Genomic DNA, 24,167 nt, shown 5'->3' on the forward strand with positions numbered 1-24,167 from the left:
TCAAGCCGTCGCGGTTTGGGGCGTGGGCTCACGGCGCACGCGTGTTGCAGGGGGTAGTCGCAGGACCGCCAGGGCGCCCTTGCCCTCGCGCGCGTCGGCGAGCTCGATCTCGCCGCCGTGGTCTTCCAGGATGCGCTTGACGATGGCCAGGCCCAGGCCCGTGCCCTTCTCGCGCGTCGTCACATAGGGTTCCGTCAGCCGGTCGCGATCCTTCGACGGCAGGCCGACGCCATTGTCCTCCACTTCGAAGACGACGCCCTCGTCGTCGGCCCTCAGCCGAGCGTGGACCTTGCCCTTCAGGCGGGGCTCGGCGGCCATGCGCGCGCCCACCGCCTCGGCGGCGTTCTTCAGGACGTTGCCCAGCGCCTGGGCCAGCATGCGTTCGTCGGCCAGCACCTCGACGTGCGGCACGGGATCTTCGAGCTCCACCTCGATGTCCGGGCTCGCCACCCGCTGGGCGAAGACCGCTTCGCGCAACAGCTCGGCCGCATCGTGGGCCGCGAACTTGGGGGCCGGCATCCGGGCGAAGGCGGAGAACTCGTCCACCATCCGGCCGATGTCGCCCACCTGGCGTACGATGGTGTCGGTGCAGCGATCGAAGATCTCCACGTCGTCGGGCGGCACGGTCTTGCGGTACTTCTTGCGCAGCCGCTCGGCCGACAGCTGGATCGGCGTCAGCGGATTCTTGATCTCGTGGGCGATGCGGCGGGCGACGTCGCGCCAGGCCGCGTTGCGCTGGGCGGCCACCAGGCGGGTGATATCGTCGAAGGTCAGCACCAGCCCGCCTTCGCTGCGCGTGGCGTGGATCCGCAGCCGCCGCGTGTCGCGGCCGCGCACCACGTCGATCTCGGCCTCGCCCTGCCCGTTGCGGCCGGCCGTCTCGACGACCTCGGCGAATTCGGGGGCGACCTCGGCGAGCTTGCGGCCGCGGCCATGGTCGCCGGGCAGCGCCAGCAGTCGCACGGCCTGGCGGTTGGCCGCCGAAATGCGGCCGCGCCCATCCAGGCCTATGACCCCGGCGCTGACGCCAGCCAGTACGGTCTCGATGAACTCCCGCCGCTCCTCGGCCTCGAGGCTGGCGCGCCGCAGCGCTTCCTGCTGCGCCTGAAGATCGTGCGTCATACTGTTGAAAGCACGAGACAAGACGGCGATCTCCTCGGGATCGCTCTCGGCGTCCACCCGGGCGCTGAGATCGCCGCCGGCGACCCGGCCCGCGGCCTGCACGAGGCGCGCCACCGGCGCCGAGATCGCATTGGCCGACCACAGGCCGAGCCAGACGGCGCCCACCAGCACCAGCAGCGCCGTCTCGGCATAGGAGAGGGCGAAGATGGTCTGGATGCGCTGCCGGTTCTGCGCGGCCTCGCGATAGGAGACCAGGCTGCCCTCGGCGTCGCGCAGGTGGCTGATGATCCCCTTCTCCAGGGGCCGCACCACGTAAAGGTAGGCGTCGGGATAGGCCTTCAGGCGATAGACCGCGCGCATCAGGTCGGTGGAATCGAAGGCGGGCACGTCGATGTCGCCCTCGTCCGCCGCGCGGAAGCTGCTGGCGGGCGGCACCACATAGGCCGGCGCGTCGGCCGTCTCGGCGCGGGCCAGCACCCGGCCTTCGCGGTCGATCAGATAGGCGGCCGGGAAGGCGTGATAGGAGGCCAGGGTCTCCAGGTAGTGGTTGAAGGCGATCGGGCTCGCCTGCAGCTCCGGGGCGACGCGGTTGAGGTCGCGGGCCATCAGGGGCACATGCTGGCCGATGTAGCGCTGCTGGTCCTCCACGTAGGACCGGAGCACCGTCGCGGAGTTTTCCACCACCGTCTGCACGCGGGTGCTGAACCAGTTCTCCACGCCGCGGCTCACCAGCACGCCATAGAACACCGCCACGACGATGGCCGGCGCCACGGCGGCGAGCGCGAACAGCCTGACGAAGCGAAGGTGCAGCCGCGCGCCGGCGTCGCGCTCGCGGGCGCGCAGCAAGGCGGCCACCTGCAAGGCCACGACCGCGGTCAGGGCCAGGATCAGCATCAGGTTGAAGCTGAGGACGGTGAGGATCAATTGGCTCGCCGGGCCGATCGGACCAGTGGCCGGCGGCGAGGCCGCGAGCAGGATCGCGAGGCCGGTCAGGCCGGCGGCGAGGCCGTAGCTGCAGCCCAGGACGAGCCGCGACTGCAGGGCGCGCCGGAACCGGTCCGCTGTGATCGCGCCGCCTGGAATGTACTGAGTGACCGACGCCATGAAGCGGGTGAGCCTAAGCCACAGTGCCCCAAATGCAACAGCGATGTTGCGTCAAAGCGTCAGCGTCGGCCGCGGCTGATTTCCACGCCCAGGTCCTGGATCTTTTTGCGCAGGGTGTTGCGGTTGAGGCCGAGGATCTCGGCGGCCCGCACCTGGTTTCCGCGCGTGGCCGACAGGGTCAGCTGGATCAGCGGGCGCTCCACGTCTTCCAGCACCCGATCGTAGAGGCCGGCGGGCGGCAGGCCCTCCGGCTGGTCGGCGAAGTAGGAGGAGAGCTTGCGCTCGACCAGTTGCGACAGGGTGGCGGGCTTGTCCTCGCCGCCGATCACCGGGGCTTGATCGGCGAGCTCGCGCTCCACGATGCGGGCGGTGATCAGGTCCTCGCCGTAGAGGGCGCAGATCCGGCGGATCAGATTCTCCAGCTCCCGGACATTGCCCGGCCAAGGATGCAGTTTCAGCCGGTCGAGCGCGCCGGCGTCGATGGTCTTGGACGGCAGGCCCTCGCGGCTGGCGCGAAGCAGGAAGGCCCGCGCCAGGTCGGGGATGTCCTCGGTGCGGTCGCGAAGCGGCGGCAGCCGCAGCGGCGCGACGTTCAGGCGGAAGAACAGGTCCTCTCGGAACAAGCCTTGCTGGATCAGGCCGCGCAGGTCGCGATTGGTGGCCGCGATGATCCGCGCGTTCGGTCGCCGGTTGGTCTTGGGATTGATGGCCGGCTCGGAACCGTCGATGACCCTGAGCAGCCGCGTCTGGGCGTCGAGCGGCATGTCGCCGATCTCGTCCAGGAACAGGGTGCCGCCGTCGGCCTCCACCAGCTTGCCGACCGAGCCGTCGTCCTTGCCGAACAGCTCGGTCTCGACCCGCTCGCGCGGCACGGCCGCCAGGTTGATGACCACGAACTTGCCGTCGCGGCGGCGACCCATGTCGTGCAGGGCGCGGGCGACCAGCTCCTTGCCCGCGCCGCTCTCGCCGGTGATCAGCACCGTCAGGTCCGCGCCGACCAGGCGCGCGATGGTGCGATAGACCTCCTGCATCGGCGCCGAGCGCCCGATCAGCGGCAGGCGATCGTCGCGGACCGCGCGGGCCTGGGCCTTGGCCGCCTCGCTGTCCGCCGGCCGCGAGAGCGCGCGCCGCGCCGCCCCGGTCATGTCGTCCAGGTCGAAGGGCTTGGGCACATATTCGAAGGCGCCCACCTCGGCCGCGTTGACCGCCGTGATCAGGTTGTTCTGGGCGCTCATCACGATGATCGGCAGCTTCGGGCGCTGCTTGCGGATGCGCGGCAGGACGTTGAACACGTTCTCGTCGGGCATGACCACGTCGGTGACCACGAGGTCGCCCTCGCCTTCCGACACCCACTTCAGGAGGGTCGCGGCGTTGCCGGTGGCGCGCACCTGGTAGCCGAGGCGCGTGAACGCCTGGGAGAGCACCAGCCGGATGGAGGCGTCATCGTCGGCGATCAGGATCTTCTTGGCGATCGCGTTCATACCCTAGACGTCCCCCAGCGAAACAATGGGCAGCAGCACGCGGAATGTCGTGCGCCCCGGTTCGGAGTCGAAATCGATCATGCCGCCATGGGCGGCGACCAGCTTGGCGACGGCGGCGAGCCCGAGGCCCGCGCCCTGCGGCTTGGAGGTCACGAAGGGCTGGAAGAGGTGTTCGCGCAGGTGGGCGGCGACGCCGGGTCCATTGTCCTGGATGCGCACCTCGAGCGGCGCGCCGCGCAGGGTCTGGCCCCGGGTCGCCCGCACCCGGACGCCGTGGCGATAGGCGGTGAAGATGGCGATCTCGCCGCGCCCGTCGCCGCGCGCGTGGGCGGCTTCGGCGGCGTTCTTCACCAGGTTCAGGAAGATCTGGATCAACTGGTCCTCGTCGCCGAGCACCGGCGGCAGCGAGGGATCGTACTGCTCGCGCATCACTAGGTCGTCCGCCGCGCCGTTGGCGACTAGGGCGCGCACCCGATCCAGCACCTCGTGGATGTTGACCGGCGCGAAGGTCGGCAGGACGTCCTCGGAGAACTCCTCCATGCGGTCCACGAGCCGGGTCACGCGGTCGGTCTCGTCGACGATCAGCTGGGCCAGCGGCTGGTCCTCGGCCTTGGCGCCCATCTTCAGCAGCTGGGCGGCGCCGCGGATGCCGGCCAGCGGGTTCTTGATCTCGTGGGCCAGCATGCGCCCAAGACCCATGATCGAGGAGAGGCCCGCGGCGTCCGCACCGCCCCGCTCGACGCCCAGTCCGGCCTTCACCGAAAGCGTGAGCAGCACCGAGCCGTCGCCCAGGGGCGCGGCCGCGCCGTCGGCCTCGAACGGCGGCAGGCCGAACAGATTGATCTCGACGCCGCGCTCCCGCACCCGCGCGTCCTCGGCCCGAGCGCGCTCCAGGAGCGAGGCCAGCGACGACCCCGGCGGCAGGGCCGACAGGAAGCGGCCGCGCGCCAGGAGGCTGAGCCCGTGGCCGAACAGCGCCTCGGCGGCTTCGTTGACGGCGACCAGAGCCCCCTCCGCGTCGATCACCATGGAGGGATCGGGGCTGAGGTCGAAGGCGGCGGCCTTCAGGGCCTCCGCGTCGCGCGGTTGGGACTGGCTGAGCGTGCGCGTGGTCATGCGGCCAGCCGCCGTTCGGGGTCGGTCCAGAGGCGGGTCAGAGCCTGCTCGACGGCGTCGGCGTCCTCCAGCCGGCACAGCTCGGCGCGGGCGGCGCGGCGGGCCAGGGGATCGGCGGGCCACGGCGCCTGCTCGATGTAGCCGGCCAGGTGCTTGCGGAAGATCTTCAGGCCCAGCCGGTCGCCGTAGAACGTCAGGCTGTCGCGAAAGTGATCCAGCGCGATGGCGAGCCGCGGCCCGGCCGGCGGCGCCTCGAACGGCCGGCCGTCCAGCTCCGCCTCGATCTGCGCGGCGATCCACGGCCGGCCATAGACGCCACGGCCGACCATCACGGCGTCGGCGCCCGAGGCGTCCAGCGCCGCCCGCGCCGTCGCCCCATCGGTGATGTCGCCATTGACCACCACGGGGATGGAGACCGCCGCCTTCACCGCCCGCACGGCGGTCCAGTCGGCGCAGCCCTTGTAGAACTGGCAGCGGGTGCGGCCGTGGATCGTCACCGCCTGGACGCCCAGGGCCTCGGCGCGGGCCGCGATCTCTGGCGCGTTCCTGGACGCGTCGTCCCAGCCCAGCCGCATCTTGACGGTCACCGGCACATCCACGGCTTCGACCGCCGCCGCCATCAGGCTCGCCGCCAGCTCCGGCTCGCGCATCAGCGCCGATCCGGAGAGCGCGCCGGTGACCTCCTTGGCCGGACAGCCGAAATTGAGGTCGATGACCTGGGCGCCGGCCCGGGCGGCGAGCTTCGCGCCCTCGGCGACGTGGGCCGGATCGCGGCCGACCAGCTGGACCACCATCAACGGCAGCCCCTCGCCCACCGCGGCGCGGCGCACGACGTCCGGGCGACCCCTCGAGAACTCGGCGCAGGCCACCATCTCGGTGGCGACGTAGGCCGCGCCCTGGCGGCTGGCCGCGCGCCTGAACGGCAGGTCGGACACGCCGGTCATCGGCGCAATCCAGCACCGGCCGCCGATCTCCAGGTCCCCAACCTTCACCATTCTGCTCATTTTTCGATCACTGGCCCCGCCGAGTTTTTAGGCAGTTTGTGCCGCGCCGTAAAGCTGGAACAAGCGCGGCCGGTTGCTTAAAGGATGAGCCATGAGTTTTTCGGCGGTGGTGGTGGCCGCGGGCGCGGGCTTGCGAGCCGGTCCTGGCGAACCGAAAGTCTGGCGCAGCCTGGGGGGCAAGCCGATCGTCCGCTGGTCGGTCGAAGGGCTGCTGTCCGCCGGGGCCCGCGAGGTCATCGTCGTCGTCGCTCGCGATCGTCTCGGCCAGATCGACGAAGCCCTCGGCGGCCTGGAGGGATGGAAGGCGGTCACCGGGGGCCAAACGCGCGCCGACTCCGTGCAGGCGGGCCTGGCCGGGATCACCGCGACGCGCACCCAGCCGGTGCTGATCCACGACGCCGCGCGGCCCTTCGTCTCGCGCGACCACGTCGGCCGGCTGCTGGCCGCCCTGGACCTGGCGGACGGCGCGGTGCCCGCCCTCCCCGTCGCCGACACCCTGAAGCGCGGCGAGGGCCTGATCGACGAGACCGTCTCCCGCGAGGGCCTGTGGCGGGCGCAGACGCCGCAGGCCTTCCGGGTGGGCCGACTGAAGGCTGCCTATCGCCGCTGGCCGGCCAATGAGGAGCCGACGGACGACGCCGCGGTGCTGGAGCGCGCCGGCGGCCATGTGGCCATGGTTCCCGGCGATCCGATGCTGATGAAGCTGACCTATCCCGAGGACTTCCTGCTGGCCGAGCAGCTGGCGGCCTCGCGGCGGATCGTGCGCACCGGCCTGGGCATCGACGCCCACCGCTTCGGTCCTGGCGACGTGGTCTGGCTCTGCGGCATCCGCATCGAGCATGAGCTCGGCCTGGTGGGCCACTCCGACGCCGACGCGGGCCTGCATGCCCTCACCGACGCCGTGCTGGGCGCGATCGGCGCCGGCGACATCGGCGAGCACTTCCCGCCCAGCGACAAGCGTTGGAAAGGCGCGTCCTCGGATCAGTTTCTGCGCCATGCGGTGTCCCTGGTGCAGGCGCGCGGCGGGCGCGTCGTCAACGCCGACATCACCCTCATCTGCGAGCGGCCCAAGGTCGGGCCGCATCGCCAGGACATGCGGGCCCGCATCGCCGACCTGCTGGGCGTCGCGGTGGACCGGGTGGGCGTCAAGGCGACCACGACCGAGGGCATGGGCTTCACGGGCCGCGAGGAAGGCATCATGGCCCAGGCGATCGTGACCGTGGAAGTCCCGGCTTAGCCCGGCAACCAGGTCCACCTTTCCTTCAGCCGCCGCCAAAGCGCGCCCACCAGGTTCGTGTAGTCGTCCGTCCAGGGCCGGGCGAGGGTCGGATCGGCCGACCTCCAGCGCCGGTCGTGGGCGAAGGCCGCGATGGCGGCGGGCGACTTGCCAATGATCACCGCATCTTCCGCCGACTCCCAGAAGGCATGGCCGGCCGGCTGATAGTTCTGGATCAGGCCGTAGCCGCCGGCCGCCCTGGCGACCGCCTGGGCCGGGCCGTTCAAGTCCAGGTTCCGGTTCGACAGGTGCAGGATGACGACGCCGTCCGGCTTCAGGTGGCCGAGATAGCCGCGCACCGCCTCCACGGTCAGCAGGTGGGCCGGCACCGCGTCGGAGGAGAAGGCGTCGATCAGCAGCACGTCGAACACGCCCTGCGGCTGGCGGGCGAGCGTCAGGCGCGCGTCGCCGACCACATAGTCGACGGGGCCCTGGGCGCAGTGCGTCGTATAGCTGAAGTGTCTCGGATCGGTGGAGATGCGGATCACCAGCGGATCGATCTCGAAGAAGGTCAGGTGGTCGGCGGGCCGGACATAGGCCGCCACCGACCCGGTGCCGAGGCCGACGGCGCCCATGCGCAGGGCGCCCGTCTGCTGCTGCTTCGTCAGGATCACCTGCCCGATGGGCGTGCTGGGCGTGTAGTAGACCAGCGGATGGCAGCGCCACTCCGGCGCCAGCGCCTGGGCTCCGTGCAGGGTGGTGCCGTGGGCGAGCATCCGGACGCGGCCGCCCAGCGGATCGGCGCGGGTCTCGGATTCGCGCAGCACGCCGAAGAAGCTGCGCCACGTGGCCGTTGCGTTCAACCGATCCGCCGCCGCGCTTGCGCCCATGGACAGCACCGCGATCACCCCGAAGAACAGCAACCGGCGGTCGCGCAGCAGGACGGCGGCGATCGCCGAGGCGCCGAGCAGGGCGTGGCCGCCGATGTCCAGCAACTGGACGTCGGTGAGCGAACCCAGTACGGGCCGTCCATGCAGGTGCGGCGGGGCGACTCCGATCAGCACCGGCGTCGCGAGCGCGCAGAGCAGGCCGAGGGCAAACAATAGCCACGGCCCCGCCCGGTCCGGCAGCTCGCTGCGCGGCCGCGCCAGGCAGGCGAGCGCCAGCACGATCGGATATTCCCAGACGTTGTCGAAGATCACAGGGGCCAGGAAGGCGTTGAACGATCCGCCGATCACCCCGCCCAGCGACATCCAGAGATAGAACTCGGTCAACCGCCCGGCTGGCGGGCGCCGCGCCACGAGCGCGCTATGGCACATCAGGGCGGTGAAGAAGAAGGCGCCGAGGTGGACCACGAGCTGCAGGGGAAAGGCGGTGAGGCGGAAGGGCAGCAGCGAGGCGCAGGCGGCGACCGCGGCGGCCTGCAGCAGCAGGGTGAGGCGCGGCGAGATCGCCGGCTTGGCCTGGAAGGCGACGACGAAGCTCAGGAGGTAGAGCGCCAGCGGCGCGACCCAGAGGAAGGGCGCCGAGGCGACGTCCGTAGTCAAGTGGGTGGTCACGCCCAACATCAGGCTCGACGGAATCGCCGCCAGCGCCACCCAGATGAGCCGCTCGCGCCAAGCGATTGGCGGGGCAGAGGCGTCGTCGCGCGGCGCGCCGGTGAGGTCCGGCGCCCGCGCGCAGATCATGGCCAGGCTGGCCAGCAACAGGGCGAAGGCGCCGTAGCCCAGGCTCCAGCCCAGCGTCTGGGCCCTGAGCGTGATCGTGGGCTCGACGACGATCGGATAGGCGAGCAGCGCCAGGAGGCTGCCGAGATTGCTGGCGGCGTAGAGCACATAGGGCTCGCGGCCCGCCTCCGCGGCCACGGTGCGCGCGTGCCAGGCCTGGACGAGCGGCGCGGTGGCCGAGAGCACGGCGAAGGGCGCGCCGATCGAGGCCAGCAACACGCCCAGCAGCCACAGCGCCGGATGGTCCGAGGTCGGCGGGCCGAACAGCTCGTCGATCCGCAGCGGCAGGGCGAGCGCGGCCAGGGCGACCACGGCCATGTGGACGACGCCCTGGGTCCGGAGGCTCCGCATCCGCTGCAGCAGGTGGGCGTAGCCGTAGCCGATCAGCAGCGCGAACTGGAAGAACGCCAGGCTGGTGTTCCACACCGACGGGCTGCCGCCCAAGAGGGGCAGGACCAGCTTGGCGACCATCGGCTCGACCATGAACACCAGGGCCGCGCTGGCGAACACGGTCGCGGCGAACAGCGCCGGCGGCAAGCGAACGGCCGGGCGCGTCGGGACGGCGGCGGAGGTCATGCGCGAATCGCCTTGATGCAGAGGCGCGAGCGATGCTCTGGTCTCGCCGAACCCGAGCTTATGAGCCGTTAAGAGGTCGCGCCCGCATGTTTTCGCTGGAGATCGTCACCCTTGCCCGCCTGCTGGTGGACGAGGCGCGGGAGCGGTCGCTGCGGATCGTCACGGCCGAGAGCTGCACCGGGGGGCTGGTGGCCGGCGCCATCTGCATGGTGTCCGGCGCTTCGGACGTCTTCGAGCGTGGCTTCGTCACCTACTCCAATCGGGCCAAGCAGGAGATGCTGGGGGTGCCCGGCGACCTGATCGCCGACCTCGGCGCGGTCTCCGAGCCGGTCGCGCGAATGATGGCCGAGGGCGCGCTGGAGAATTCCAACGCCCATGTCTCGGTCGCCATTACCGGCATCGCGGGCCCCGGCGGCGGCACGCCCATGAAGCCCGTCGGCACGGTCCACATCGCCACCGCCCGGACCAATCACGGCCTGATGCACCGGCAGGAGTTCTTCGAGATCGAGGACCGCGAGGGCATCCAGCTGGCGGCGGTGCAGTCGGCGCTCGCCATGCTGCGCGAGCGAATGGCGGAGGCCTAGCCGCCGACGCCGGTGAACGGCCGGTCGTGGATCCACTGGGAGAGCACCCACTTCTCGCCGCGGGTGGGCGGCAGGCCCGCGTGCAGCGAGGCCTTGTCCGGCTTCTGGTCGAGATCGACGTTGGCGAAATAGACCGCCTCGCCCACGGCCCCGCGCACCTTCAGCTCGGCCCGCGGAAAAGCCGTCTCGCCGCCCTCGAAGCCGTCGTTCAGATAGATCAGGAAGGTGACGATCCGCTGGCCGTCATAGACCTGGCCCGTGTCGTAGGTGGTGAGGTCGCCGGGATCGAGGAAGTCGAAGTGCGGCGCGAAGGCCTGGCCCACGCGATAGCGCAGGATCTGGGTCGGTTCGAAACAGGCCGCGGGGATATCGAGAGCCGCCGAAATGCGAGCGCGGACCAGGACGAAGATCACGTCGGCGCTCAGCACGTCGATGACGCACAGGTCGTTGGTCCGCCCGGGATGCGGCGCCTCGCGCCCACTGGCCGGATCGATGCGGCTCGCCGGGCGCAGGCGTGGCGCGGCGAGGTCCATCACCCAGCGGCAGACCTCCGGCGACAGGAACCCGGAGATCGTGCGCACCCGCGGGGCCTCGCAGATCGGCGTGCGCGGCGGCGGCGAGAGCCAGGCGTCGAGGCCAGGGACCCGGGTCAAGAGGTCGAGCTGGCGCGCGGCGCCGGCGTGGCCCCGGTCGGCGGCGGCCTGCAGCAGGGTGAAGGCCTCGGGCCAACTCTGCGGCCGCCCGACGCCGGCGGCCGCCAGGGTGGCGGCCAGCGCCATGGCCTCGGGGTGGCCGAGATCGCCGGCCTGGGCGATGCGGCGGGCGCCCTCCTCCGGCCGGAACGCGGCGCGGTCGCCGACCAGCCGGCGCCGGCCGAGCTCATAGCTGGCCTGGGCGTCGCCTGCGTCAGCCTGTTCCTGGAGGACGTCTTCGGCGCGGGGCTCAGCCGGCATCGGCGCCGGCCGGGTGGCCGTAGAGGTTCTTCGCGCGGGCCTCGAAACAGACCATCAGCTTCTCCACGGCCTGCGAGAAATTGGCGGTGAGCAGCGCTTCCAGCAGCCGGGACTTGAAGGCGAACTCGATGTCGAATTCGACGCGCGTGCAGCCGTGGCCGGCGTCGAGGAAGCGCCAGCGGTTGTCCAGCTGCTTGAACGGCCCGGAGAGCAGGGAGACATCGATCTGCCGGTTCAGGCCGTCGCGGCGCACGCGGGTGGCGAACCGCTCCTTCAGGAAGGCGAAGCCGACCCCGGCCTCGGCGTCGACGCTGTCCACCCCGTGGCTGAGGTGGCGCGGGTTCCAGGTCCGCATGGCGTTGATCCACGGCACGAAGTCGGGATAGGCCTCCACGTCGCCCACCAGCCGGAACAGCTGGTCCGGCGTGTAGGGCAGCATTCTGGAGACGTGATGGCGCACTAGGCGGCTGCGTCCTTGGTCCGGCCATCCTTGGCTGTCCGGGCGGCCTGCAGCCGGGCGAAGTCCTCGCCGGCGTGGTGCGAGGACCGCGTCAGCGGGCTCGCCGAGACCATCAGGAAGCCCTTGGCCCGGGCGATCTCTTCCAGGCCGCGGAACTCGTCGGGATGCACGAAGCGGTCGATGGCGGCGTGCTTGCGGGTCGGCTGCAGATATTGGCCGATGGTGATGAAGTCGACGCCGGCCGAACGCATGTCGTCCATCACCTGCATCACCTCTTCCTTGCTCTCCCCCAGGCCCACCATAACGCCCGACTTGGTGAACTGGGTCGGATCGCGCTCCTTCACCCGCTCCAGCAGGCGCAGCGAATTGTAGTAGCGGGCGCCTGGACGGATGGAGAGATAGAGCCGCGGCACGGTCTCCAGGTTGTGGTTGAAGACATCGGGCCTGGCGTCGATCACCGCCTCGACGGCGCTGAGCGGCTTGCGCATGAAATCGGGCGTCAGGATCTCGACCGTCGTGCCCGGCGAGGCCGCCCGGATCGCCCGGATCACGCCCACGAACTGTCCGGCCCCGCCGTCGGTCAGGTCGTCGCGGTCCACCGAGGTGATGACCACGTGCTTGAGGCCCATCTTGGCGACCGCGTCGCCGACCCGGGCCGGCTCGTCAGGATCGAGGGCGTCGGGCTTTCCGGTGGCGACGTTGCAGAAGGCGCAGGCCCGCGTGCAGACCTCGCCCAGGATCATGAAGGTGGCGTGGCTCTTGTCCCAGCACTCGCCGATGTTGGGACAGGCCGCCTCCTCGCAGACCGTCACCAGCCGGTGCGTCTTCACGATCTCGCGGGTGGCGGCATAGCCCGGCGACCCAGGCGCGCGAACCCGCAGCCAGTCCGGCTTGCGCAGCAGCGGCGTCTCCGGGCGGTTCTGCTTTTCCGGGTGGCGCGGGCGGGGTTCGCCCAATTTGTCGATGACCACGGCCATGGGCCCTAGATCGGCGGTCAGGGGCTCGGGATCAAGCCGCGAATGCGCGCGGGGTCCTTCTAGGCCTCACGCTCTGTAACCGATCTTTTCAATGCCTTGGTCGGCGGATAGGGTCTGGCTCGGGAAACAAGGGCCGGAAGGGTCCGGGGGAGGAACCTGCCCGTGCTGCGTAGTTTCGACGCCCGCCAGGCCGACACGACCGTCTTCGAGGCCCTGGTCGAGGCGCGCCGCGAGTTCGGCGCCAAGAAACCGATTCTGGAAGACCAGGAGCGCAATCCCCTCTCCTACACCGCCCTGATCCGCGCCGCTTTCGCCCTGGGCCGCAAGATCGCCGCCTTCACCCGGCCCGGCGAGCGGGTGGGCGTCATGCTGCCCTCCAGCGCCGGCGGGGTGGTGACCTTCTTCGCCCTGCACGCCTTCGGCCGCGTGCCGACCATGCTCAACTTCACCTCCGGCCTCCGCAACCTGCGCGCCGCCTGCGAGCTGGCCGGCGTGAAGCGGGTGCTGACCTCCCATCGCTTCGTCGAACAGGGCAAGCTGCATGACCTGATCGATGCCCTCGAGAGCCTGACGACCGTCACCTACCTGGAGGACGTGCGCGAGACAGTGGGCTTGTCGGACAAGCTGTTCGCCGCCGCGGCCAGCGCCTTCCCGAAGAACTTTGCGGTCAGGACCCAGCCCGGTGATCCCGGCGTGATCCTGTTCACCTCCGGCAGCTTCGGCGCGCCGCGCGGCGTGATGCTGACCCAGGCGAACCTGGTGGCCAACGTCCGCCAGGTGGCGGCCCATATCGACCTCGACCCGGCCTGGGTGATGTTCAATCCCTTGCCGATCTTCCACTGCTTCGGCCTGACCGGCGGGGTGCTCCTGCCGATCCTTACCGGCATGAAGGCCTTCCAGTACCCCTCGCCGCTGCACATCAAGCAGATTCCGCCGCTGGTGAAGGACACCGGCGCCTCGATCCTCCTGGCCACGGACACCTTCGTGAACCAGTACGCCCGCTCGGCCGAGCCGGGCGAACTGTCGGGCCTGCGGTTCGTGGTCTGCGGCGCCGAGAAGGTGCGCGACGAGACCCACAACCTGATCCACGAACGGTTCGGCCCGGTGCCGCTGCTGGAGGGCTATGGCGCGACCGAGGCCTCGCCGGTGATCGCGGTGAACAAGCCCACCGACAACCGCCGCGGCACGGTCGGCGGCCTGCTGCCCGGCATGGAGGTGCGGCTGGAGCCCGTCGACGGCATTCCCGGCGGCGGACGCCTCTATGTGCGTGGGCCGAACGTCATGGCCGGCTACCTGCGCTCCGACGGCGGCGTCGACGCGCCGGAGGATGGCTGGCACGACACCGGCGACGTGGTCTCGCTCGATGAGGACGGCTGGGTGAAAATCCTCGGCCGGGTGAAGCGCTTCGCCAAGGTCGGCGGCGAGATGGTCTCGCTGACGGCGGCCGAAGACCTCGCCGCCTCCGTCTGGCCCGACGGCCGCCACGCGGTGGTGGCGGTGGCAGACGCCAAGAAGGGCGAGCGGCTGGTGCTGGTCACCGACCGCAGAGACGCCGACGCCGGCCCGCTGGTCAGCCATGCGCAATCGGTGGGCGCGCCGGAGATCGCCGTGCCCCGCAAGATCATCCGCGTGCCGGAAATCCCCGTGCTCGGCACCGGCAAGACCGACTACGTGGCCCTGCAGCGCATCGTCGACGCCGATCTGCGCGCCAGTCGGGCGGCTTAGAGCCTCGGGCGGTCACTGCCCGCAGTAAGCGTCCCTGTCCCCTTCCTCCGGGAGCTGCCGATGTCGAACCTTGTCGTCTGGTCACCTCGCGTCCTGTCGCTTCTGCGCATCTTCGCGGGCCTACTGTTCCTCGAACACGGCCTGATGAAGCTCGTGCACTTTCCTATCGCCCAGCCGGGCGCGCCCGATCCCCTGCCGCCGATGCTGATCGCGGCTGCGGCGATCGAGGTGGTCGGCGGCGTTCTGGTGACGCTCGGCCTGTTCACCCGCATCGCCGCTTTCATCTGCTCGGGCGAAATGGCCATCGCCTATTTCACCGCCCACTTCCCGCAGAGCTTCTGGCCCGGCGTGAACCAGGGCGGCGAGGCGGTGCTCTACTGCTTCGTCTTCCTCTACCTGGCGGTGGCCGGCGGCGGGGAATGGAGCCTCGATGCGGTCGTGCGCAAGCGGCCGTAGTCTCGTCAGACGATCGGATCTGGGCCGCACCATCCGGGCAGGTGGTCGGCGGCGTCGGACCTGGCGAGCTTCAGCGCCTTGGTCAGCGCGGCGGAAAAGTCGTCCGCCAGGAGCTTCGGCTTCAGCCGCCGGCGCAGGAAGTCGGCCCACATGAACTCGCTGAAGGCGGTGCTCTCCTTGGCGAAGCCGCCCGCGCGCCTCAGTTCACCGGCCAGGCTGCGATAGGGATCGTCCGTCATGCCGGCAATTGACGACGGGATGTCGTCGAACCCCCGACGCCGGCCCTCCTCGTCGTAGGGGTGACACCAGCTGCGATTGTCGAGGAAGATCCAGAATTCCGTCTTCTTCAACCGGCTTAGGTCGGCGATCACATTGACCAGGAGCTCCTCCACGCCTTCGTCGAGCAGGGCGCGAACCAGGTGGTGGTGGTCGATGACGTAGCGCTTCTCCTTGGGCCCCAGGACCACCGGCACCATGTGCCGGCCAAGGAACTCCGAGCCCTTCTCACCGCTCGCGTGTTCGCGCCACTGCAGCCGTTTCTCGCCGACCTCTCGAAAGCCCACCGTGATCTGGGTGGGGCGCAAATCCTCGATCGGAACGGGATTGAGTACCGGCTCGCGCGCGGACATGGCTTACTCCCGGAATACGTCACCTTAGGTAGGCCCATGACATCCATCTACCTGCAAGTCGCCGCGGGACTGGGCGCCGCCTGGACCGCCGGCGCCGTGATCGGCGCGGAGCGCAGCTTCCATGGGCGCGCCGCCGGCTTCAGGACCCATGCGCTCGTGGGGCTGGCGGCGGCGGCCGCCGTCATGGTCTCGCTGGCCCCCACCTTCGCGCCGGGCGTCTTTCCGGGCGGGGCGGCGCGGCTCGACCCCACGCGCCTGGCGCAGGGTGTGATGACCGGCATTGGCTTCCTGGGCGCGGGCGTGATCTTCAAGGAAGGGGTCAACGTCCAGGGCCTCACGACGGCGGCCTCGGTCTGGGCGACGGCGGCCATCGGCCTGCTTTGCGGCGTGGGCGCCTACGTCCCGGCGGGGTTTGCGACCCTGGGCGTGGTGGCGACCCTGCTGATGCTGCGCTGGGTCGAGGATCGGCTGCCCGCCCAGGTCTACGCCTGGTCGGTGTTTCGCTTCCGCACCCCCGAGGCGCCCGACAAGGCCGGGCTGCAGGCCATGCTCGCCGCGCGCGGCGTCTCCATGCGCGAGCTCAGCTACGCCCGCTCGCACGACGGCGCCATCCTGGAGTTCAGCGGCAACCTGATGGCCCGGCGTGACCGCGCCTTCGACGATCTCGCCGAGCACCTGCGCGCCCTGCCCGCGCTTGCGGAATTCGAACTCTCGCGGATCAGCAAATAGGCTGGCGCCTAGTTTCGGCGCGGGATCACCACCGGCAGGGTCTCGTAGCCCTTCACGAAGATCGAGTGGGTGCGCAGCGGCTCGGCTGTCAGGTCGATGGTCGGGAAGCGCTTCATGATCTCTTCCCAGATGATGGTCAGCTGGAGTTCGGCCAGGCGGTTGCCGACGCAGCGGTGGATGCCGAAGCCGAACGACATGTGATGGCGCGGCCGCTCGCGGTCGATGATGTAGCCGTCGGGGTCCTCGACCACCTCGGCGTCGCGGTTGCCGGAGACGTACCACATGGAGACCCGGTCGCCGGCCTTGATGGTCCGGCCGCCGATCTGGACGTCCTCGGTGGCCGTGCGCGCCATGTGCGCCAGCGGCGTCTGCCAGCGGATGGTCTCGGAGACCATGGAGGGGATCAGGCTCGGGTTGGCCCGCAGCTTGTCGTACTCGGCCGGGTGCTTGTTCAGCGCATAGACCGAGCCCGAGATGGTGTTCCGCGTTGTGTCGTTGCCGCCGATGATCAGGAGGCCGAGGTTCCCGGCGTACTCCGCCCGGTCCATGTTCCGCGTCGAGGGGCCGTGGGCCAGCATGGAGATCAGGTCGCCCGACGGCGGCGCATTGACCCGCTCGTTCCACATGTCTGTGAAGCGGGCGACCATATTGTCGAGCTCGGTGCGCTTGTGCTCCCAGCTCTCCACCGGCCCGTGGCCCGGCGCGTTGGTCATCATGTCCGACCAGAAGGGAAGTAGCTTCCTTTCCGCCTGCGGGAAGTCGAACAGGGTGGCCAGGGTCATGGCCGTCAGCTCTTTGGAGACGTGCTCGACCCAGTCGAATTCCTCGCCGATCGGCAAGGCGTCGAGGATCTGCCCGGCCCGCTCGCGGATCAGCGGACCGAGGACCTGCAGATTCGAGGGCGCGACCACAGGGCTCACCGTCTTGCGCTGCTCGTCGTGGCGCGGCGGGTCCATGGAGATGAAGCTCGGCCGCGTGCCGCGTCGGGCCTGCTCGGCCTTGGATTCCAGGCTCTGCAGGGTGATGCCGTCGGCCGAGGAGAAGGCCTTGTGGTCGGAATCGACCCGCATGATGTCGTCCCAGCGGCTGATCGACCAGAAGCCGCCGTGGGTGGGCGAGTCGGTGAAATGCACCGGCGCCTCGGCGCGCAGGCGCTCGAAGATCGGCCACATGGCGTCCTGAGCGAACAGGTCCGGCTGGGCGGGGTCCACCGCCTCGATCGGCTGGGCGTAGATCCGGGCCCTGGCCTCGGCCTTGATGTCCACAGACCCGTCGTGCATCGCGACCTCCCGGCGTCGCCCGCGGTTGAGACTCCCGTCCGCGGTGCGGCTTGTCAGACGATTGAGCCCCCGCAGCGGCCGAAGCGCAAGCGCCAGTGGGCGCGCACCCTCAGATGTGCAGCACCTTGCCATAGGCGTCGAGGGAGGCCTCGTGCATCGCCTCGCTCATGGTCGGGTGCGGGAAGACCGTCGCCTGCAGCTCGGCCTCGGTGGCTTCCAGCGTCATGGCGAGCGCGAAGCCCTGGATCATCTCGGTGACCTCGGCGCCGATCATGTGGGCGCCGATCAGCGCCCCGCTCTTGCCGTCGAACACCGTCTTCACGAAGCCCTCGGTCTCGCCCATGGCGATCGCCTTGCCGTTCACGCGGAACGGGAAGCGGCCGACCTTGGGCTCCAGCCCCTGCTCTTCCGCCTGTGCCTCGGTCAGGCCCACCGAAGCGATCTGCGGGTTCGAATAGGTGCAGCCCGGGATCGGGGCGTTGAGGTTGGCGGGCTTCAACCCGGCGATGTGCTCGATGCAGTGGACGCCCTCGTGGCTCGCCTTATGGGCCAGCCAGGGCGGGCCGGCGACATCGCCGATGGCGTAGAGGCCCGCAACGCCGGTCGCGCCATGATCGTCGGTCACCACGTGGGTCTTCTCGATCTTCACGCCCAGGGCCTCGAGGCCCATGTCCTCGACATTGCCGACGATGCCGACCGCGACGATGGCCACCTCGCCCTCCAGGGTCTCGGCCTTGCCGCCGACCTCGATCTCCACCGAGACGGCGGTCTTGGACTTGGTCAGCTTCTTAACGCTGGCCGGCACGCGGAACTGGATGCCGCGCTTCTCGAAGGCCTTGTGCGCCGCCTTGCTGACCTCCTCGTCCTCGACGGGCAGGATGCGCGGGAGCATCTCGATCACCGTAACTTCCGAGCCTAGTGCGCGGTAGAAGCTCGCGAATTCGATGCCGATGGCGCCGGAACCGATGACGATCAGCTTCTTCGGCGCCGTCTTCGGGACCAGGGCCTCGCGATAGGTCCAGACGCGCTCGCCATCGGGGACCAGGCCGGTGTCGGGAAAGGTGCGGGCCCGGGCGCCGGTGGCCAGGATCACCGACTTCGCCTGCACGGTGCGCGAACCGCCGGCCTTGAGGGCGACCACGACCTTGGGCGCGGGATTGCCCTTCTCCAGCTTCGCCGCGCCCTCGATCACTTCGATCTTGTGCTTCTTCATCAGGAAGGCGACGCCGGAATTGAGCTGGGCGGCGACCTTGCGCGAGCGCGCGATGACCTTCGAGAAATCGTAGGCGCGGTTCTCCGCCGACAGGCCGTAGTCGCTCAGGTGGCCGAGCTGTTCGTAGATGTCGCCGCAGCGCAGCAGCGCCTTGGTGGGGATGCAGCCCCAGTTCAGGCAGATGCCGCCCAGCAGCTCCCGCTCCACGATGGCGGTCTTCAGGCCGAGCTGCGCCGCGCGGATGGCGGTGACATAGCCGCCGGGTCCGGAGCCGATGATGATGACGTCGAAGTCCATCAGAGCAGCGCCTCGATCGCGCCTTCCAGCGCCTGGGGTTCAGCAGTGGGCGGGAAGCGGCCGGTCACCTCCCCCGTCCGGTCGACCAGGAACTTGGTGAAGTTCCACTTGATGGCCTCGGTGCCCAGCACGCCCTTCCTGGCCTTCTTGAGGTAGGCGTAGAGCGGGTGGGCCTGGGGGCCGTTGACGTCGATCTTGCGCATCATCGGGAAGTCGACGTCGTAGGTGAGCGAGCAGAAACTGGCGATCTCGGCCGCGTCGCCCGGCTCCTGCTTGCCGAACTGGTTGCAGGGGAAGCCCAGCACCACCAGGCCGCGGTCGCGATATTTGCGATAAAGCGCCTCGAGACCCGCGTACTGGCCGGTGAAGCCGCACTTGGAGGCGGTGTTGACGATCAGGACCACCTTGCCCTGATGCTCGCGCAGCGGCGCAGGCTGGCCGTCCAGGGTCTCTGCGCTGAAGTCGTAGAGGCTCATCGGCTGACCTCAGACGATCATGGTGATCGGGTCTTCGATCAGGGCGCGGAAGGCGGCCAGGAACCGCGCGCCGGTCGCCCCGTCCACCACCCGGTGATCGCAGGTGAGCGTCACGCTCATCACGGTGGCCACGGCCAGCTGGTCGCCGCGCACCACGGGGCGTTTCTCGCCGACGCCGACGCTCATGATCGCGCCCTGCGGCTGGTTGATGATCGAGGCGAAGGATTTGATGCCGAACATGCCGAGGTTGGAGACCGAGAAGGTGCCGCCCAGATATTCCTCGGGCTTCAGCTTCTTGTTGCGCGCCCGCTCGGCCAGATCCTTGGCCTCGGCGGCGATCTGCGCCAGGCCCTTGGTCTCGGCCTGGAAGATGATCGGGGTGATCAGGCCGTGCGGCACGGCCACGGCCATGGCCACGTCGGCGTGGTGGTGCATGGCGATGCCCTCGGGGGTGTAGGAGGCGTTGGCCTCGGGCACCCGCTTCAGGGCCACGGCGGCGGCCTTGATGACCATGTCGTTGACGCTGACCTTCACCCCGTCCTTCTCGAGCAGGCCGTTGATCTTGGCGCGGGCCGCCAGCAGGCCATCGATCTCCAGGTCGATGGTCAGCGGGAAGTGCGGCACGTCGCGGAAGCTCTCGGTCATCCGCCGCGCGACGGTCTTGCGCATGCCGTCCAGCGGAATGAGGTCGTAGCTGCCGGGCGCGATGCCCTGCTGCTCAAGGCTCTGGACCTGGCGGGGCGCAGCGGTCGCCTGCGGAGCCCCGGCGGGCGCCTGCGCCGGACGCGGCGCGGCCTGACCGGGCTTGGCGCTTTCCACGTCGGCCTTGACGATGCGGCCGTGCGGGCCGGAGCCCTGGACGCCGGTAAGGTCGATGCCCTTCTGCTCGGCGATGCGGCGGGCGAGCGGCGAGGCGAAGATCCGGCCTCCATCTGCGGCCGCGGCGGTCGCCGGCGCGGCCTTGGCCGGGGCTGGCTGCGGCGCGGGTTCGGGCGCCGGCTTCGGAGCGTCGGCCTTGGGCGCCTCGACCTTTGGGGTCTCGGCTTTCGGGGCGTCGGCTTTCGGCGGTGGCGGCGGGCTGCCGACCTCGTCGCCGGAGAGCCGGGCGATCGGGGCGTTGACCTTCACGCCCTCCGTGCCTTCCGCCACCAGGATGTCCTCGACCGTGCCTTCGTCGACGGCTTCGACTTCCATGGTGGCCTTGTCGGTCTCGATCTCGGCGATGACGTCGCCGGACTTCACCTGGTCACCCTTTTTCACGTGCCATTTGGCCAGCGTGCCCTCCTCCATGGTGGGCGACAGCGCGGGCATGAGGACGTCGATAGACATGCGTTAGATGCTCGGTTGGACTTCGACGACGCTGACCGGCATCCAGCGGTGCTGGCGGCGGGCCAGGCGCTGGTCGGCGGTTTCGTCGTCATAGATCATGGGGTCGGGCTCGCGCCCCTCGAAGCCGTGCAGGCCCGTGCCGCGGACGTTCAGAACGCCGATCAGCCCGGCCTCGGTCTCGCTGACCGCGGCCACATAGGTCCCACATTCCTCGCAGAGCAGGAAGTCGGTGACCCGCAGGCCGAAGCGGTAGCGGTTGATCGAGCCCGGCGCGGCCTCGACGAACAGGTGGGCGGCGGGGTCGCTGGTGGTCAGCGCGCCGCGCGTGCGGCAGAACGAGCACTGGCAGGCGCGCAGTGGCAGCTCGGCCGTGGGTTTGCCCGGCTCAAGGATCACTCGGATCGCGCCGCAGTGGCAGTGGCCGGCCAGCTGGGTCGTCATGCCGGCTCCTGCGACAGGTGCGCCAGGCCATGGGCGTTGGCTTCCCAGTTGCGGCCATCGAAGGCCTCGATGCGCAGGTCTAGGCCCTCGGTGGTGTCCAGGCAGCGCGCGTTGACGCTCCAGCCGTCGGGGTTGGAGCGCGGCCGGTAGAAGCTCTTAACCCCGCATTCGGAGCAGAACAGGTGCTTCGCCACCCGAGTGTTGAAGCTGTATTCGCTCAGCCGCTCGGCGCCCTTGGTGATGCGGAACCGGCTCTGCGGCACGATCACATGGACGAAGCCGGTCTTGCCGCACATCGAGCAATTGCAGGTCTGCGCCTCGACCACTTCGCCGAGCGCCACCTCGAAGCGCACACCGCCGCAGTGGCAGCCGCCGGCCCGCCAGGTGAAGGCAGCTCCGCTCATCTGTAGCTCACCGCCTTGGCCGCCTTCACAATCTTCTCGACGGAAGGCAGCGACAGGGCTTCGAGGTTGGCCGCATAGGGCAGCGGGACGTCCTCCTGGTGGACGCGCGCGGGCGGCGCGTCGAGGTAGTCAAAAGCCAGTTCCACCACCTTGGCCGCCACCTCGGCGCCGACGCCCATGGGGCCCCAGCCTTCCTCGACGGTGACCAGCCGGTTGGTCTTCTTGACGCTTTCGATGACCGTCTCGATGTCCATCGGCCGGATAGTGCGCAGGTCGATGACCTCGGCCTCGATGCCCTCGGCGGCCAGCTGTTCGGCCGCCTGCAGGCAGAAGCCGACCATCCGCGAATAGCTGACCAGGGTGACGCCGGTCCCTTCGCGGCGCACCTTGGCCTTGCCGATCGGCAGCACCCAGTCGATGCCCTCGGGCACATCGAACTCGAGGCCGTAGAGCATCTCGTTCTCGAGGAAGACGACCGGGTTCGGGTCGCGGATCGCGGCCTTCAGCAGGGCCTTGGCGTCGGCCGCGTCATAGGGTGCGACGACCTTCAGGCCGGGCACCGAGCCGTACCAGGCGGCATAGTCCTGGCTATGCTGGGCCGCGACGCGGGCCGCGGCGCCGTTCGGGCCGCGGAACACCACCGAACACTTGATCTGGCCGCCCGACATATAGAGCGTCTTCGCGGCAGAATTGATAATGGCGTCAATGGCCTGCATCGCGAAGTTGAAGGTCATGAACTCGACGATCGGCTTGAGCCCGGCCATGGCTGCGCCCACGCCGACGCCGGCGAAGCCATATTCGGTGATCGGGGTGTCGATCACCCGGCGGTCGCCGAATTCCTGCAGCAGGTCGCGGCTGACCTTGTAGGCGCCCTGGTACTGGGCCACCTCCTCGCCCATCAGGAACACGTCGGGATCGCGCCGCATCTCCTCGGCCATGGCGTCGCGCAGGGCGTCGCGGACCGTCTGCTTGATGAGGTTGGTCCCCTTCGGCAGCTCCGGATCGACCAGGGCCTGTTTCGGGGCCACGGGCGCGGTCGCCTCGCCCTCCGGCTTCGGTTTCGCGGTTTCCGGGGGCTTTTTCTCGGGGTCGCCGGCGGAGGCTTCGCCCTCGCCCTTGACGGTGGCCGGCGCTGCGGGCGCCTCGGGAGCCCGCGGCGGCTGCGGGGTCGGCGGGGCCGCGCCCTCCTCGCCCGACAGCCGGGCGATGGGCGTATTGACCTTCACGCCCTCGGCGCCCTCCGGCACCAGGATGTCCTCGACCGTGCCTTCGTCGACGGCCTCGACTTCCATGGTGGCCTTGTCGGTCTCGATCTCGGCGATGACGTCGCCGGCGCGAACCTGGTCGCCCTTCTTGACGTGCCATTTGGCGAGCGTGCCCTCCTCCATGGTCGGAGACAGGGCGGGCATGAGGACGTCCGTCATACGGAGGCTCCCGTATAGACGTCGGTGTAGAGCTCCTTCGGGTCCGGCTCGGGGCTGGTGCGGGCGAACTCGGCGGCGTCGGCGACGATCTTCTTCACCTCGGCGTCGATGGCCTTCAGGCTCGCCTCGTCGGCCCAGCCCTGCTTTTCCAACAGCTCCTCGACGTGGTCGATGGGATCGCGGGTCTTGCGGATCTCGTCGACCTCCTCGCGGGTGCGGTACTTGGCCGGGTCGCTCATGGAGTGGCCGCGGTAGCGGTAGGTCTTCATCTCGAGGATGTAGGGACCATTTCCCGAACGGGCGTGCTCGGCGGCCTTGCCGGCCGCGGCCTTCACCGCCGTCACGTCCATGCCGTCGACTTCCTCGCCCGGGATGCGGAACGAAGCGCCGCGCTTGTAGAGGTGGGTCTCCGAGCTCGACCGCTCGATGGAGGTCCCCATGGCGTACTGGTTGTTCTCGATGATGTAGACCACCGGCAGCCGCCAGATCTCGGCCATGTTGAAGCTCTCGTAGACCTGGCCCTGGTTGGCCGCGCCGTCCCCGAAATAGGTGAAGCTCACCTTGCCGTTGTCGCGGTACTTGTCGGCCAGCGCGAGGCCCGTGCCCAGGCTCACCTGCGCCCCCACGATCCCGTGGCCGCCGTAGAAATCGGCCTCGGTCGAGAACATGTGCATCGACCCGCCCTTGCCCTTGGACGAGCCGCCGGCCCGGCCCGTGAGCTCGGCCATCACCTCCTTGGGATCCATGCCCGCGGCCAGCATGTGGCCGTGGTCGCGGTAGCCGGTGATGATCTGGTCGCCGGGCTGCTTCACCGCCTGCACGCCGACGGCGATGGCCTCCTGGCCGATGTAGAGGTGGCAGAAGCCGCCGATCAGGCCCATGCCGTAAAGCTGGCCCGCGCGCTCCTCGAAGCGGCGGATCAGCAGCATGTCCCGATAGTACCGTAGCAGCTCGTCCCGGCCTGCCGAATTTGGGCCGGCCCCGCTCTTGGGATCGGCGCCGTTGGCCTTCCGCCGACCGGCCGCGCCGGTCTGCCTACGCGCCATGCGTTACTCCATGGATCGTCTTGATGCGCCGACTAAACCCCGGTCCGGGGCTTATGGCTTCGTGCGGATCACATAATCCCTTGGATCGGCGAAGCCTAGCAGGGAGCGCGCCCTTTCCTCCAGCAAGTCGGCGGAAAGCGAGGTGTCGCGCAGGAGATGGGCGCGTTTCTCCAGATCCTCCCGCTGGGCCTGGAGCGCGGCGAGCTCCTGGGTCTTCTCCATCAGCGTCGCGTCGCGCTGGTTGGAGGACAGCAGCCCCTGCTCGCCGGTGAAGGCGTTTGCCGCGAAATAGACGATCAGCAAGGCCAGCGCCGCGGTCGGCAGATAGGAGCGGAGACGGGCGAGCAACGGCGAATCCTCGGGGCGCGATCCGGATAGATGGCGCGGGCGTGGTTAAT

General features: G+C 69.7%; 23 protein-coding genes. 5 read left to right on the forward strand and 18 right to left on the reverse strand.

Features of this window, described 5'->3' with window-relative positions:
- Genes VGT80_RS07875 through dusB form a run of 4 tightly spaced genes read right to left on the reverse strand, consistent with a single transcriptional unit; the run spans position 1 to position 5,827 of the window.
- Positions 1-2,226, reverse strand: coding sequence for a PAS domain-containing sensor histidine kinase (locus VGT80_RS07875; protein ID WP_327454529.1), 2,226 nt, complete (start codon positions 2,224-2,226; stop codon positions 1-3).
- Positions 2,227-2,285: 59 nt separating this feature from the next.
- Complete coding sequence (locus VGT80_RS07880; protein ID WP_327454531.1) at positions 2,286-3,707, reverse strand: sigma 54-interacting transcriptional regulator; 1,422 nt, start codon at positions 3,705-3,707, stop codon at positions 2,286-2,288.
- Between the two features lie 3 nt (positions 3,708-3,710).
- On the reverse strand, positions 3,711-4,823 hold the full coding sequence (locus tag VGT80_RS07885) for a two-component system sensor histidine kinase NtrB (RefSeq protein ID WP_327454533.1): 1,113 nt from the start codon (positions 4,821-4,823) through the stop codon (positions 3,711-3,713).
- A complete protein-coding gene (gene dusB, locus VGT80_RS07890) occupies positions 4,820-5,827 on the reverse strand; it encodes a tRNA dihydrouridine synthase DusB (protein WP_327454535.1) in 1,008 nt (335 codons plus the stop codon). The genes VGT80_RS07885 and dusB overlap by 4 nt, the downstream gene beginning before the upstream one ends.
- A 91-nt stretch (positions 5,828-5,918) precedes the next feature.
- Here dusB and VGT80_RS07895 point away from each other — a divergent pair, with 91 nt between their 5' ends.
- Positions 5,919-7,064: a bifunctional 2-C-methyl-D-erythritol 4-phosphate cytidylyltransferase/2-C-methyl-D-erythritol 2,4-cyclodiphosphate synthase gene (locus VGT80_RS07895; protein WP_327454537.1), complete on the forward strand. Its 1,146-nt coding sequence runs from the start codon at positions 5,919-5,921 to the stop codon at positions 7,062-7,064.
- Here the strand turns inward: VGT80_RS07895 and VGT80_RS07900 are convergent.
- Positions 7,061-9,346: a fused MFS/spermidine synthase gene (locus tag VGT80_RS07900; RefSeq protein ID WP_327454539.1), complete on the reverse strand. Its 2,286-nt coding sequence runs from the start codon at positions 9,344-9,346 to the stop codon at positions 7,061-7,063. The genes VGT80_RS07895 and VGT80_RS07900 overlap by 4 nt on opposite strands.
- Positions 9,347-9,432: 86 nt before the next feature.
- Between VGT80_RS07900 and VGT80_RS07905 the strand changes: the two genes are divergently transcribed.
- On the forward strand, positions 9,433-9,930 hold the full coding sequence (locus VGT80_RS07905) for a CinA family protein (RefSeq protein WP_327454541.1): 498 nt from the start codon (positions 9,433-9,435) through the stop codon (positions 9,928-9,930).
- Here the strand turns inward: VGT80_RS07905 and VGT80_RS07910 are convergent.
- The 3 genes from VGT80_RS07910 to lipA are packed head-to-tail and all read right to left on the reverse strand — an operon-like array spanning position 9,927 to position 12,320.
- On the reverse strand, positions 9,927-10,883 hold the full coding sequence (locus tag VGT80_RS07910; RefSeq protein ID WP_327454543.1) for a 2OG-Fe(II) oxygenase: 957 nt from the start codon (positions 10,881-10,883) through the stop codon (positions 9,927-9,929). The two genes, VGT80_RS07905 and VGT80_RS07910, sit on opposite strands and share 4 nt — an antisense overlap.
- Positions 10,873-11,322: a type II toxin-antitoxin system RatA family toxin gene (locus VGT80_RS07915; protein ID WP_327454578.1), complete on the reverse strand. Its 450-nt coding sequence runs from the start codon at positions 11,320-11,322 to the stop codon at positions 10,873-10,875. The genes VGT80_RS07910 and VGT80_RS07915 overlap by 11 nt, the downstream gene beginning before the upstream one ends.
- A 20-nt stretch (positions 11,323-11,342) precedes the next feature.
- A complete protein-coding gene (lipA, locus tag VGT80_RS07920) occupies positions 11,343-12,320 on the reverse strand; it encodes a lipoyl synthase (RefSeq protein ID WP_327454545.1) in 978 nt (325 codons plus the stop codon).
- Positions 12,321-12,482: 162 nt separating this feature from the next.
- On the opposite strand from lipA, the gene VGT80_RS07925 reads away from it, so the two are divergent.
- Both VGT80_RS07925 and VGT80_RS07930 read left to right on the forward strand, forming a co-directional pair.
- A complete protein-coding gene (locus tag VGT80_RS07925) occupies positions 12,483-14,045 on the forward strand; it encodes an AMP-binding protein (protein ID WP_327454547.1) in 1,563 nt (520 codons plus the stop codon).
- Positions 14,046-14,105: 60 nt separating this feature from the next.
- Positions 14,106-14,501, forward strand: a complete 396-nt coding sequence (locus VGT80_RS07930) for a DoxX family protein (RefSeq protein WP_327454549.1) — start codon at positions 14,106-14,108, stop codon at positions 14,499-14,501.
- A gap of 5 nt (positions 14,502-14,506) precedes the next feature.
- On the opposite strand, the gene VGT80_RS07935 is transcribed toward VGT80_RS07930, so the two are convergent.
- Positions 14,507-15,130, reverse strand: coding sequence for a ParB-like protein (locus VGT80_RS07935; RefSeq protein WP_327454551.1), 624 nt, complete (start codon positions 15,128-15,130; stop codon positions 14,507-14,509).
- Between the two features lie 36 nt (positions 15,131-15,166).
- Between VGT80_RS07935 and VGT80_RS07940 the strand changes: the two genes are divergently transcribed.
- Positions 15,167-15,859, forward strand: coding sequence for an MgtC/SapB family protein (locus tag VGT80_RS07940; RefSeq protein WP_327454553.1), 693 nt, complete (start codon positions 15,167-15,169; stop codon positions 15,857-15,859).
- 8 nt (positions 15,860-15,867) lie between these two features.
- Here VGT80_RS07940 and VGT80_RS07945 read toward each other — a convergent pair whose 3' ends face one another.
- The 9 genes from VGT80_RS07945 to VGT80_RS07985 all read right to left on the reverse strand — a co-directional run bounded on the left by VGT80_RS07945 (position 15,868) and on the right by VGT80_RS07985 (position 24,117).
- Positions 15,868-17,139: a cytochrome P450 gene (locus tag VGT80_RS07945; protein ID WP_327454555.1), complete on the reverse strand. Its 1,272-nt coding sequence runs from the start codon at positions 17,137-17,139 to the stop codon at positions 15,868-15,870.
- A gap of 109 nt (positions 17,140-17,248) precedes the next feature.
- Complete coding sequence (gene lpdA / locus VGT80_RS07950; RefSeq protein ID WP_327454557.1) at positions 17,249-18,649, reverse strand: dihydrolipoyl dehydrogenase; 1,401 nt, start codon at positions 18,647-18,649, stop codon at positions 17,249-17,251.
- The gene (locus VGT80_RS07955; RefSeq protein WP_327454559.1) at positions 18,649-19,125 is read right to left on the reverse strand and encodes a glutathione peroxidase; all 477 of its coding nucleotides are present in this window, start codon (positions 19,123-19,125) and stop codon (positions 18,649-18,651) included. Before VGT80_RS07955 ends, lpdA begins: the two co-directional genes overlap by 1 nt.
- 9 nt (positions 19,126-19,134) lie before the next feature.
- On the reverse strand, positions 19,135-20,454 hold the full coding sequence (locus VGT80_RS07960; protein WP_327454561.1) for a pyruvate dehydrogenase complex dihydrolipoamide acetyltransferase: 1,320 nt from the start codon (positions 20,452-20,454) through the stop codon (positions 19,135-19,137).
- A 3-nt stretch (positions 20,455-20,457) separates the two neighbouring features.
- Positions 20,458-20,895, reverse strand: a complete 438-nt coding sequence (locus VGT80_RS07965; RefSeq protein WP_327454563.1) for an aldehyde-activating protein — start codon at positions 20,893-20,895, stop codon at positions 20,458-20,460.
- Positions 20,892-21,299: a GFA family protein gene (locus VGT80_RS07970; protein ID WP_327454565.1), complete on the reverse strand. Its 408-nt coding sequence runs from the start codon at positions 21,297-21,299 to the stop codon at positions 20,892-20,894. The genes VGT80_RS07965 and VGT80_RS07970 overlap by 4 nt, the downstream gene beginning before the upstream one ends.
- The gene (locus tag VGT80_RS07975) at positions 21,296-22,723 is read right to left on the reverse strand and encodes a pyruvate dehydrogenase complex E1 component subunit beta (RefSeq protein ID WP_327454567.1); all 1,428 of its coding nucleotides are present in this window, start codon (positions 22,721-22,723) and stop codon (positions 21,296-21,298) included. The genes VGT80_RS07970 and VGT80_RS07975 overlap by 4 nt, the downstream gene beginning before the upstream one ends.
- The gene (gene pdhA, locus VGT80_RS07980) at positions 22,720-23,769 is read right to left on the reverse strand and encodes a pyruvate dehydrogenase (acetyl-transferring) E1 component subunit alpha (protein WP_327454569.1); all 1,050 of its coding nucleotides are present in this window, start codon (positions 23,767-23,769) and stop codon (positions 22,720-22,722) included. The genes VGT80_RS07975 and pdhA overlap by 4 nt, the downstream gene beginning before the upstream one ends.
- Positions 23,770-23,820: 51 nt before the next feature.
- Positions 23,821-24,117: an FtsB family cell division protein gene (locus VGT80_RS07985; RefSeq protein ID WP_327454571.1), complete on the reverse strand. Its 297-nt coding sequence runs from the start codon at positions 24,115-24,117 to the stop codon at positions 23,821-23,823.
- Between the last annotated feature and the right edge of the window lie 50 nt (positions 24,118-24,167).

The sequence above is a fragment of the Phenylobacterium sp. genome (genome assembly GCF_035944335.1).
GTDB lineage: Bacteria > Pseudomonadota > Alphaproteobacteria > Caulobacterales > Caulobacteraceae > Phenylobacterium.